This is a genomic window from Enterovibrio norvegicus (assembly GCF_002876705.1).
GTDB lineage: Bacteria > Pseudomonadota > Gammaproteobacteria > Enterobacterales > Vibrionaceae > Enterovibrio > Enterovibrio norvegicus_B.
On the sequence record NZ_MDAG01000027.1, the window covers coordinates 40,698 to 52,818 of the forward strand.

7 protein-coding genes are annotated in these 12,121 nt (G+C 48.2%); 1 reads left to right on the forward strand and 6 read right to left on the reverse strand.

Annotated features, from left to right (window positions below; translation table 11 throughout):
- Positions 1-85: 85 nt before the first annotated feature.
- Positions 86-1,990 (forward strand): methyl-accepting chemotaxis protein, encoded by a 1,905-nt coding sequence (locus BCT27_RS15070; protein WP_102396150.1) that lies wholly within the window; start codon positions 86-88, stop codon positions 1,988-1,990.
- A 91-nt stretch (positions 1,991-2,081) separates the two neighbouring features.
- On the opposite strand, the gene BCT27_RS15075 is transcribed toward BCT27_RS15070, so the two are convergent.
- From BCT27_RS15075 to ampD, 6 genes are all read right to left on the reverse strand, one after another.
- Complete coding sequence (locus tag BCT27_RS15075; protein WP_102318511.1) at positions 2,082-3,725, reverse strand: methyl-accepting chemotaxis protein; 1,644 nt, start codon at positions 3,723-3,725, stop codon at positions 2,082-2,084.
- Between the two features lie 330 nt (positions 3,726-4,055).
- Positions 4,056-5,486 (reverse strand): dihydrolipoyl dehydrogenase, encoded by a 1,431-nt coding sequence (lpdA, locus tag BCT27_RS15080; RefSeq protein ID WP_102318512.1) that lies wholly within the window; start codon positions 5,484-5,486, stop codon positions 4,056-4,058.
- A 218-nt stretch (positions 5,487-5,704) separates the two neighbouring features.
- On the reverse strand, positions 5,705-7,612 hold the full coding sequence (gene aceF / locus BCT27_RS15085) for a pyruvate dehydrogenase complex dihydrolipoyllysine-residue acetyltransferase (protein ID WP_102318513.1): 1,908 nt from the start codon (positions 7,610-7,612) through the stop codon (positions 5,705-5,707).
- Between the two features lie 13 nt (positions 7,613-7,625).
- A complete protein-coding gene (gene aceE, locus BCT27_RS15090; protein WP_102396151.1) occupies positions 7,626-10,289 on the reverse strand; it encodes a pyruvate dehydrogenase (acetyl-transferring), homodimeric type in 2,664 nt (887 codons plus the stop codon).
- 105 nt (positions 10,290-10,394) lie between these two features.
- Positions 10,395-11,168 carry a pyruvate dehydrogenase complex transcriptional repressor PdhR gene (gene pdhR, locus BCT27_RS15095; RefSeq protein ID WP_017008201.1) on the reverse strand — a complete coding sequence of 258 codons (774 nt, stop codon included), beginning with the start codon at positions 11,166-11,168 and terminating at the stop codon, positions 10,395-10,397.
- A 309-nt stretch (positions 11,169-11,477) separates the two neighbouring features.
- A complete protein-coding gene (ampD, locus tag BCT27_RS15100; protein ID WP_102390633.1) occupies positions 11,478-12,038 on the reverse strand; it encodes a 1,6-anhydro-N-acetylmuramyl-L-alanine amidase AmpD in 561 nt (186 codons plus the stop codon).
- Positions 12,039-12,121 lie beyond the last annotated feature (83 nt).

Sequence of the window (12,121 nt, forward strand, 5' to 3'; positions counted from 1 at the left end):
TTCTGCTGCCTTGCAAATTTGATGTTTTAAGCGCAAAAGTCACATCCGCAACAATCAGCGGCGCAACGGAAGAAGTACGAAACCCATGCAGTTAACCATTAAACAAAAGCTCATCATGGCGATGATCACCGCAGTTATCGCTTCCACGGCCATCATCAGTTATCAAAGCTTGACCAAAGCACACGCAATGGTAGAGCACCGCTTGCTCGACAATGAACTTCCTATTCTGCTCTCAAACATCCGAAATGAAGTAGAACAATCTGTTCAACAACTTACATCAGCAGCAGAACAATTAGCAAACAATCCACTCACGATTGCTGCCGTCACAGAAGATGCAGAACCACAAAGCAAGCAAGAAATCGTCGCAACACTCGTGGCATTAAAACGACAATACCAACTCACGGATGCGTCATTGGCGAACCGCAAAACAGGCGACTACTGGAACCAAGATGGTTTTCTTCGTCAATTGAAACCCGAAGACAGCTCATGGTTTTTTAAACTCGTGAATAGTGGAAAAGCCCGCACAACAAGTGTTTATCGAGAAGACAATGGCGACCTGAAGCTTTTCGTGAACTACCAAGATCTCAACGGCGCAACCCTTGCGGGCTTATCACGTTCAATGGATAACATGGTGCAATTTCTCAACCAGTTTAAAATTGAACAAAGCGGCTTTGTTTACATGGTGTCGCCAGATGGAAAAGTCCAACTCCATCGAAACGCACAACACATGGGTGGCACTAACCTCTCACAAATGTATCAAGGAAATATCCAATCCTTGTTAAATCAACGTGATTTCAACTTGGTCTTCACCAAAACAAAAGAACGCGATGTGTTGCTGGCCTCTAGCTACATTCCTTCTCTTAATTGGTTTGTTGTCGCAGAAGTACCGTCAGGTGAGGTGTACGACGAACTCACCAATACCGCGCAGCAACTCATCATTATCTCCGTCATTGTTTGTGCTCTATTTGCAGTTGGCGCAGTGTTTCTTGCCTCTACCATCACCCGCCCTATTTCTGATCTTGCAAAAGTATTCCGCGATCTCGGTGAAGGTGATGGCGATCTACGTCAGCGTCTGGATGCCTCTAGTCAAGATGAAATCGGTCAATTAGCACAAGGTTTTAACGGTTTTGTCAGCAAGATCCACAGCGTTGTGAGCGACGTTGCAACCACCAATGATTCGCTCAGTCATTCAGCGAACTCCGTTGCTGAACATGCAAAAACCACACAAGACAATAGCCTTTCTCAGCGCGACAGAACCTTGCAAGTTGTTGCAGCCATTAATCAAATGGGGGCGACCGTTAATGAGATAGCGGGCAATGCGGCACACGCAGCCGATTCTGCAAACCATGCTGCTAACGAAACAGCGGTTGGCCAAGACGTTGTGGCATCCGCCCATCGCACCATTAATCAACTCGCGACAGACATGAACGGCATGGCGGAGATCATCCGTAACCTTGCCGATAATACTCAGCACATTGGCGGTATTTTGGATGTGATCCGTGGTGTGTCCGAGCAGACAAACTTATTGGCGCTAAACGCGGCCATTGAAGCGGCTCGCGCGGGTGAGCAAGGTCGAGGCTTTGCTGTGGTTGCCGATGAAGTGCGCAGCCTTGCTAGCCGCACAGCGGAATCAACCAATGAGATCCAAACCATGATCGACAAGCTTCAACAAGAAGCGCAAAACGCCGTCGACGCCATGGAAACCAGCCAATCTCTCACGGTTGAAGGCGCAAATGCGTCTGAAAATGCCTCTGCCGCTTTGGCGCAGATCAACGATCAGATCGTGCGAATTTCAGACATCAACACGCAAGTCGCGACCGCAACCGAAGAACAATCCACCGTGGTGGCCGACATCAACCGCAACATTGAAGACATTAACGAGACCACCCAAAACACCGCTGACACCGCCGAACAAATGGCGCGCGCCAGTGCTGAATTGCGTGAGTTGTCCAATGCACTTGATACCTTGGTCAAACGCTTCACGCTATAAATACCGCACCTGGGTATACGCGGTTAACGAAACGAAAAAACGCCTCTAAAAAGAGGCGTTTTTTATGTCGAATAGGTTACCCACTTCCACGCTACACGCGGAAACCACCCACGACTTGATCAAGCTGACGGCTCTTCGCTGCCAGCTCCTGACAGGCATTTTGCACGCTGCCAAGGTTTTGGAAAATGCTTGCGCCGTTCTCCACAATACCGTGGATGTTACGGTTAATCTCTTCCGAGACCGTATTCTGTTGCGATGATGCCGCTGCAATCTGGGTGTTCATGTCATTAATGGTAATGATCATGTTCGACACCCCATCGAGGTATTCAGACGTTTGCTGAACGCGAACCACGGTTTCATTGCTCGCCTCTGTGCTTTCATTCATCGACGACACTGCTTTTTGCGTTCCTTCTTCTAAACGCGCAATCATGTCTTGGATCTCTTCTGTGCTCTGCTGCGTCTTATTGGCTAACACGCGCACTTCATCGGCAACCACGGCGAAACCTCGGCCTTGCTCACCAGCTCGCGCCGCTTCAATGGCCGCATTCAGTGCCAACAAGTTGGTTTGCTCTGCAATACCACGAATAACGCCAATGATTGACGCGATACGCTCTACATCCTTGTTTAACGCGGTGATCATGTCTTGGGATTGGTCGATACGCGTACGCAAGCCTGACATCGCGCCCACAGTATCCGCGATGCTATTTTGTGCAGAACTCACTTCTTTCGTCGCACTCTTCGTGGCGTTAGCAGCATCACCCGCGTTTTGGCTCACTTGCATGCTACTCGCACTCATTTCCTGCACCGCAGTGGCAATCAAATCACTCTCACGTTGTTGACCTTCTGAATCAGACACGCTGTTCTTTATGGCGGATTCAATATGCTCTGTTTGAAGGCGTAGATGATTTGCAGCGTCGACAACACCTTTAATGCTGGTTTGGATTTTGTCGACAAACAAATTAAAGGAATACCCCAACTGGCCAATTTCATCGTCAGAACGCACAGTTAAACGCTGCGTTAAATCGCCACCACCAGACGCGATATCATTCAGAGCATCACCCATTTCTCGAATAGGCAGCAGCAGAAGTTTTGCCAGTAAAGCACCACCCGCTAACGCCATTAAAAGCGCAGTGAGCGTACCACCAACAATGATGCGCTCAGCAAGGATCGTCGATGCCGTTAACTCATTAGAAATAACGGTTCCTGCATCGCGAGCAGCGTCCAACATTGACACGATATCTTCACGAATAAGCGCGAAGTCACGATCTATTTTATCGTGGTTATTATCGAAATACGCTTGAGCATTGGTAGGTGCATCAAACATCACGGAAACATCGCCAATCCAGCGCTCTGAACGAGACAACAAACCATTGAGTTTGGACTGCTGACTTAGCGGCAATAAACCTGCATCAATCAGCGACTGCATCTCTCTCAAACGAGGCAACGCCTTACTTGAATCATCTTCAAAGATCGCTCTCTGTTTATTGATGTTCTCAGGTGTCACACCAACAGCAATTAACCCTTGGGCAGAAGACATGACTTGATAGAGATCCCGGTAAGCATCATCAAAATTAGAAATGGCGGGATCAATAACGTTGTTAAGAATGTTTGTAGATGCAACCTGACGTTCAAACGTTTGATACGACATGGCCAATACAAAGGTGAAAACTGAGCAGACAAAAATAAGCGGCAGAAACAATTTGGTTCGAAAAGAAAGTTGATTAAGCAAGCGCATGACTTCCCTCATATGCGATTGAAAGATGATTCGGGAGCAAGACTAAAAGCCGGGGCGAGAAAGGAATGTCATAAGAAATGCTTTCACCACCAAACATGTTAAGTCATTGATACTTTGTGTCTCCGAGCCGAGCCAAGCCTTAGCGCAGCCAACGGATTGAAGCAGTGTATTTACGCTTATTTTTAACGTTAAAGTCAAAAAGAACGGTGTACTTTATTGATCTGGATTCCTACTTATTCAAACGTTTCGACCTAGAACAATTCCTTACCTTTCAGGCATAAAAAAACGCCTCTGAAAAGAGGCGTTTTTCATACTAAACAGTCAGAAGAATTACTTTTTCTTCTTCATCGCTTTTGCGTTTGGTAGGTCAGTAATTGAACCTTCAAACACTTCAGCAGCAAGACCTACTGATTCGTGCAGCGTTGGGTGAGCGTGGATAGTCAATGCGATATCTTCCGCATCACAACCCATCTCGATAGCTAGACCGATTTCGCCCAGCAGTTCACCACCGTTAGTACCGACAACCGCACCACCGATTACACGGTGAGTGTCTTTGTCGAAAATCATCTTCGTCATACCGTCTGAACAGTCAGAGGCGATTGCACGACCAGAAGCAGCCCACGGGAAGGTAGCAACTTCGTAGTTGAGGCCTTCTGCTTTCGCTTCTTTCTCGGTCTTACCAACCCAGGCAACTTCTGGCTCAGTGTACGCAATTGAAGGAATCACTTTAGGATCGAAGTAATGTTTCTTACCAGAAATCACTTCTGCCGCTACGTGACCTTCATGCACACCTTTGTGCGCAAGCATTGGTTGACCAACAACGTCGCCAATCGCGTGGATGTGAGCAACGTTAGTACGCAGTTGTTTATCAACGTTGATAAAGCCACGCTCATCAACTTCAACGCCTGCTTTTTCTGCATCCAGAAGCTTACCGTTTGGTACACGACCAATCGCAACCAGTACTGCATCGTAACGTGTTGGCTCAGCAGGTGCTTTTTTGCCTTCCATCGTTACGTAGATGCCGTCTTCTTTCGCTTCAACCGCAGTCACTTTGGTTTCAAGCATCAAGTTAAACTTCTTGCTGATGCGCTTAGTGAAGACTTTTACGATGTCTTTGTCGGCTGCTGGGATAACTTGGTCGAACATTTCAACCACGTCGATTTGTGAACCCAGTGCGTCATATACGGTACCCATTTCTAGACCGATAATACCGCCGCCCATCACCAACAGCTTCTCTGGAACTTCTTTCAGCTCTAGTGCGTCAGTTGAATCCCAGATGCGTGGATCTTCATGCGGGATGAATGGCAATTCGATTGGACGAGAACCCGCCGCAATGATTGCATTGTCAAAGGTGATGGTTGTTGGGCCATCAGCGCCTTCAACCACGATGGTGTTCGGGCCAGTAAATTTACCGTAACCGTTAACCACGTTAACTTTACGCATCTTAGCCATACCGCCAAGACCGCCAGTTAGCTGGGTGACAACTTTGTCTTTCCAAACACGAATCTTGTCGATGTCTGTTGTTGGCTCACCAAAGACAACACCGTGTTCAGCCATTGCTTTAGCTTCTTCAATCACTTTAGCAACGTGGAGTAGGGCTTTCGATGGGATACAGCCCACGTTTAGGCATACACCGCCTAGCGTGCTGTATTTTTCTACCAGAACAGTTTCCAGACCCAAGTCTGCGCAACGGAAAGCGGCTGAATAACCAGCAGGACCTGAACCCAGTACCACGACTTGGGTTTTGATTTCTTTACTCATTCTGACCTCGTTGTAGTCTTATATCCCTGACAGGCTAAGAGTTTATTTTTATAGCGGAACAATAGTGTTTCACGATATGTCCCCCCTTAGGGAGTCACATTATTGGTCTGACATTTTACAACTGTGTTAACAAGCTGAAAAATAAAAACCCATAGCCTGTGAGCTATACATCAAATCAGTACCTGCCATATGCAGGCAGGCACTGACTGGGTGTCGTCTTACAGTACTAGACGGCGAATGTCAGAAAGACACTCGTTCAAGTAAGTAATAAAACGTGCGCCTTCTGCACCATCAACAACACGGTGGTCGTATGACAATGACAGCGGCAACATAAGGCGAGGAACGAAGTCCTTACCATTCCAAACCGGTTTCATTTCCGATTTAGATACGCCCAAGATGCCAACTTCTGGTGCATTAACAATTGGGGTAAACGCAGTACCACCCAAGCCACCTAGGCTAGAGATAGTAAAGCAGCCGCCCTGCATATCAGATGCTGTTAGCTTGCCTGAACGTGCCTTCTTAGACACTTCCATTAGCTCAGCCGACAACTCGTAGATGCCTTTCTTGTTAACGTCACGGAATACAGGAACAACCAAGCCATTTGGTGTATCCACCGCGATACCGATGTTCACGTATTTCTTCAAGATCAAGCTCTCACCGTCATCCGACAGAGAAGAGTTGAATGAAGGGAATGCTTCAAGTGCTTTTGCAGCGGCTTTCATGATGAACACCAATGGGGTGATCTTCATGCCAGTGTCTTTCTTCGCTTCAACCGCATTTTGCTCTTTACGGAAAGCTTCAAGTTCAGTGATGTCTGCGTTATCCCACTGTGTAACATGCGGGATCATTACCCAGTTACGGTGCAGGTTAGCGCCAGAAATCTTCTTGATGCGAGATAGCGGCTTGGTTTCAGTCTCACCAAACTTGCTGAAATCAACTTTCGGCCAAGGTAGCAAACCAAGTGCTGCGCCATCGCCTTTGCCTGAAGCAGACGCTGCTGCGCCAGACTCAAGACGCTTAAGCGCTTCTTTCACGTAGTTTTGAACGTCTTCTTTCTGGATACGGCTCTTACGACCAGAACCCTTCACCTTAGAGAGGTTAACGCCAAACTCACGCGCCAGACGACGAACGACTGGAGATGCATGTGCATATTCGTTGTTTTCAACGAAATCAGCGGCTGCAGGTGCTGCTTGAGCCGCTGGTGCAGGAGTCGCTGCTTGTGCTGGCGCTGCTGCTGGAGCAGGTGCCGCAGCAACAGGAGCAGCCGGTGCTGCGCCCGCAACAGGCGAGCCTGCCACTTCGAAGACCATGATCAACGAGCCCGTAGACACTTTGTCACCAGCAGCGATTTTGATTTCTTTCAGTACGCCAGCAAACGGTGCAGGCACTTCCATAGACGCCTTGTCACCTTCAACAGTGATCAAAGATTGCTCTTCTTCAATGCTGTCGCCAACCGCAACCATGATTTCAGTGACTTCAACTTCGTCGCCACCAATATCAGGAACGTGAACTTCTTTCATTGCCGCAACAGCTGGTGCCGCCGCAGGTGCTTCAGCTGCAGGAGCGGCAGCTACAGGAGCAGCGCCAGAACCCGCGATTTCGAAGACCATGATCAATGAGCCAGTCGATACTTTATCGCCCGCTGCTACTTTGATTTCTTTCAGCACGCCAGCGAAAGGTGCTGGCACTTCCATTGACGCTTTGTCGCCTTCAACGGTCAGAAGAGATTGCTCTTCTTCGATGCTGTCGCCAACTGCCACCATGATTTCAGTGACTTCAACTTCGTCACCACCGATATCAGGAACGTGAACTTCTTTCAGTTCAGCGGCCGCAGGTGCAGCAGCCGGAGCCGCTGCAGCAGGTGCTTCTGCCACTGGTGCTGGAGCAGCTGCGCCTTCCGCTTCGAAGATCATGATCAAAGAACCGGTAGAAACCGTGTCGCCTTCAGCAACTTTGATTTCTTTCACCACACCCGCTTGTGATGCGGGTACTTCCATAGACGCTTTGTCACCTTCAACGGTGATCAGCGACTGCTCTTCTTCAACTTTGTCACCAACGCTGACGAGGATTTCTGTTACTTCAACCTCATCGGCACCGATGTCTGGAACATTAATTTCGATTGCCATTGATTTCTGCCTCTTACGCGTACAGTGGGTTCACTTTCTGAGTATCGATATCGAATTTTTGAATCGCTTCAACCACGACAGATTTCTCGATATCACCACGTTTTGCTAGCTCGCTTAGTGCAGCAACAACAACGTAGCCTGCGTTCACTTCGAAGTGACGACGCAGATTCTCACGGCTGTCTGAACGACCAAAGCCATCAGTACCCAGCACTTTGAAAGACTCAGAAGGCATGAACGCACGCACTTGTTCTGCGTAGTTCTTCATGTAGTCAGTCGCAGCGATTGCAGGCTCAGAACCCATCACTTGCGTGATGTAAGGCACTTTAGGCTCTGCTGCTGGGTTCAGCATGTTGAAGCGCTCAGCATCTTGACCTTCACGTGTTAGCTCGTTGAACGAGGTCACAGAGTAAATATCAGACGCTACGCCGTACTCATCACTTAGGATTTGAGCCGCTTTACGCACTTCATTCATGATGGTGCCTGAGCTCATCAGCTGAACTTTGTTCGCACCAGCGTAAGACTCAAGTTTGTAGATACCCTTACGAATGCCTTCTTCAGCGCCTTCTGGCATTGCAGGCATTGCGTAGTTCTCGTTCATCAGCGTTAGGTAGTAGAACACGTTTTCTTGTTCTGGACCGTACATGCGACGGATACCGTCTTGCATGATTACCGCTAACTCGTACGCGAACGTCGGGTCGTAAGAAATACAGTTAGGGATGGTGTTCGCCTGAATGTGGCTGTGACCATCTTCGTGCTGTAGACCTTCACCGTTCAGCGTTGTACGACCCGCCGTTGCACCCAATAGGAAGCCACGCGCTTGTTGGTCGCCAGCCATCCACGCCATGTCGCCCACACGTTGGAAGCCAAACATTGAGTAGTAGATGTAGAACGGGATCATTGGCAAGTTGTTGGTGCTGTAAGACGTTGCAGCAGCGACCCAAGACGACATTGCGCCCAGTTCGTTGATACCTTCTTGCAGAACCTGACCAGAGGTCGCTTCTTTGTAGTAAGAAACAACGCTACGGTCTTCAGGGGTGTATTCCTGGCCCGATGGGTTGTAAATACCAATTTGACGGAACAAACCTTCCATACCGAAAGTACGTGCTTCGTCCGCAATGATAGGAACGATGTTCTTACCAATGCCTTTGTTCTTAAGCAGAATGTTCAGCGTACGAACAAACGCCATGGTGGTAGAGATGTCACGCTTCTGCTCATCAAGCAGAGGTTTGAACTCTTCCACTTCTGGAATAGTCAGCTCTTCGGTGAACTTAGGCAGACGCTGTGGCGTGTAGCCGTGCAATGCGTTACGACGCGCATGCATGTATTCGTATTCAGCCGAACCTTCTTCCAATTTCAAATATGGAAGAGCTTTCATGTCTTCATCAGAAACAAGATCTTGCAGGCCAAGACGGTCACGTAGGTGTTGAACATGGGTCATGTCCATTTTCTTCACACCGTGCGCGATGTTTTTACCTTCCGCCGCTTCACCCATGCCGTAACCTTTAACAGTTTTAGCCAGGATAACGGTTGGACGGTCTTGGTTGTCTTGTGCGTTCTTGAATGCAGCAAACAGTTTAGAAGACTCGTGACCACCGCGTTTCAGCGCGAAGATCTCTTCATCAGTCATGTCAGCAACAAGCGCCGCTGTTTCTGGGTATTTGCCAAAGAAGTTCTCACGTACGTAAGCACCGTCTTTAGATTTGAATGTTTGGTAGTCACCGTCGATAGTTTCGTTCATTAGCTGAAGAAGCTTACCGGTGGTGTCTTTTGCCAGCAGTTTATCCCAGCCACTACCCCAAACGACCTTAACAACGTTCCAGCCAGCACCTTTGAACAGACCTTCCAATTCTTGGATGATCTTGCCGTTACCCATTACTGGGCCGTCGAGGCGCTGAAGGTTACAGTTGATGAGGAAACATAGGTTGCCCAGTTTTTCACGAGCAGCGAATGAAATCGCACCGCGTGATTCTGGCTCATCCATCTCACCGTCGCCCAAGAACGCGTAAACGCGCTGTGCGCCAGTTTCTTTCAAGCCACGGCCTTCCAGGTATTTCAGGAAGCGAGCTTGATAGATAGCAGAGATAGGACCCAGACCCATAGAAACGGTAGGGAACTGCCAGAATTCAGGCATCAATTTAGGGTGTGGGTATGAAGGAATACCTTTGCCATCGACTTCTTGGCGGAAGTTATCCAGTTGCTCTTCAGTCAAGCGACCTTCAACAAACGCACGCGAGTAAATACCCGGAGAGATGTGGCCTTGGTAGTAAACCAAATCACCGCCATCCACCTCGTTAGGTGCGCGGAAGAAATGGTTAAAACAAACTTCATAGAAAGCAGATGCAGACTGGTATGACGCCATGTGGCCACCCAGATCCAAATCTTTCTTAGATGCGCGCAACACGATCATGATCGCGTTCCAACGAATGATAGAACGAATGCGACGTTCTAGGTTTACATCACCAGGGTATGCAGGTTCTTTATCCGCAGGGATGGTATTTACGTAGTTGGTGGTGATGCCTGTTGGCATATCTACACCATCAAGACGCGCCTTTTCCATCACTTCTTCAAGTAGGAACTGGGCACGCTCTACACCTTCTTCACGGACGACTGATGCAAGAGCTTCTAACCACTCTTGAGTTTCAAGTGCGTCCACGTCATTTTTCATGACTTCAGACATGGCGATCTATCCTTTCGTTGATTGATTCGTACAAAACTAATGTTGTCGCAGCTGAAAAAAACGCATCCTGACAGCTCTAATACGTAAATGAGCTGTCAGGAAGCGTTATTCCAACTCGTCCTTGCGTTGCTGAATTCGGCGAAGCGAGCGCTCTCGGCGGCTGGCCTCTCGACCCAAATCGAGCAAGGTTTCCTCAATAAAAGCTAAATGCGCATGTGATGCCTGACGGGCCTGTTCAGGTTCCCCAGCAGTTATCGCCTGCACAATGTTAGCTCTGTGTTTACTCACCTTCTCAACCACATCTACACGACGATTGAGTAATTCAAAGTTTTGTAAAATGTTTTGCTCAAGCAAGGGGGCCAAACTGCGCATAATGTGCAGCAGTACCACGTTGTGTGATGCCTCAGTCACCGCAATCAAGTACTTCATGACGGCACTGGCTTCGGCTTCTATATCACCCAGTTGCTGAGCTTCTCGAATGTTATCGTGACACTTGCACACTCGAGTTAAATCTTCATCTGTGCCCCGTAGCGCCGCGAAGTAGGAAGAAATGCCTTCCAACGCGTGACGAGACTCCAGTAAATCCAATTGAGATTCAGGGTGCTCCGCGAGCAACTCAATCAAAGGTTCAGAAAAACGTTGCCATAAACGCTCGCTAACAAAGGTGCCACCACCTTGTTTGCGGTTCAGTAGTTTCTTGGCTTCTAAACGCTGAATAGCTTCACGAACTGACGGGCGGGAAACATCAAATTGTTTTGCTAACTCTCTTTCAGGGGGAAGTTTTTGCCCCGGAGATAGCGTCCCTTCCAAAATCAAGCTCTCAAGCTCTTTCTCGATAACATCTGATAGTTTGGGTTGACGGATCCGTTGTATAGCCATTGTTATTCTTTATTTTGTGGCGCCGGAATTCCTGCGCGTCCTGTCCCAAATATTGGTCCTTGTAAATTGGTAAGACCAATAACCAAACACCTAAAAGTTTACCGTTAAGTGACTCAAGTGTCTACCGTAAACTTGATTTGCGTCATAGAAATTACAGTCAGATGTTGGACGCATAAACAGCGCGCAGGGTCTCAATGGTCAGACCATTTAATTTAATCACATTTTTATCACGAAGGGAAAACCTTCGAGGCACATTCCTCTCGGAAAGAAATCACGATTGCAACCATACAGATCAGTACGTTACAAGAATTACGATGTTTTAAGTGGACTGACCAGAGCTCGGAATTTAGACCAATTAAACGCGCGCCCTGGGTCGGTTTTTCTCCCCGGTGCAATCTCATCATGGCCCGCAATTCTTGCCATATTGATGGCGGGATAAGCCTGGATAATCGCGTCCGTCACCGCACTCAGTGTTTGATATTGCGCATCGGTGTAAGGAAGATCATCTGTCCCTTCAAGCTCAATACCAATCGAGAAATCGTTGCACTGCTCGCGCCCTTCAAAACAGGACACACCCGCATGCCATGCCCTTTTATCAAAAGGGACAAACTGAATCACGCTGCCATCCCTTCGGATCAAGCAATGCGCAGACACTTGCATACTGCGAATTTCATCGAAAAATGGATGCGCCTTTGAGGTTAGTTCACCTTGAAAGAATTGCGTGATGTAGGGGCCACCAAACTCACCCGGCGGCAAACTAATGTTGTGAATAACCAACAATGAAACATCATTACATTCGGGACGCTCATTAAAGTGAGGAGAAGGAAGAAAGGTTGCACCGTCAATGCGGTGATCTGAAATCGTCAGCATAGCGTTTATCGTTTTGTAATCACGAGGATGCGATTATGTTAGCCGATTTCTCGCCGTACCCCCATGACAAAGGCCACGATCTC

What these genes read in the sequence shown, in the direction of transcription:
- BCT27_RS15070 (WP_102396150.1), top strand. Translation starts at nt 86, where the DNA reads ATGCAGTTAACCATTAAACAAAAGCTCATCATGGCGATGATCACCGCA.
- BCT27_RS15075 (WP_102318511.1), bottom strand. Translation starts at nt 3,725, where the DNA reads ATGCGCTTGCTTAATCAACTTTCTTTTCGAACCAAATTGTTTCTGCCG.
- lpdA (WP_102318512.1), bottom strand. Translation starts at nt 5,486, where the DNA reads ATGAGTAAAGAAATCAAAACCCAAGTCGTGGTACTGGGTTCAGGTCCT.
- aceF (WP_102318513.1), bottom strand. Translation starts at nt 7,612, where the DNA reads ATGGCAATCGAAATTAATGTTCCAGACATCGGTGCCGATGAGGTTGAA.
- aceE (WP_102396151.1), bottom strand. Translation starts at nt 10,289, where the DNA reads ATGTCTGAAGTCATGAAAAATGACGTGGACGCACTTGAAACTCAAGAG.
- pdhR (WP_017008201.1), bottom strand. Translation starts at nt 11,168, where the DNA reads ATGGCTATACAACGGATCCGTCAACCCAAACTATCAGATGTTATCGAG.
- ampD (WP_102390633.1), bottom strand. Translation starts at nt 12,038, where the DNA reads ATGCTGACGATTTCAGATCACCGCATTGACGGTGCAACCTTTCTTCCT.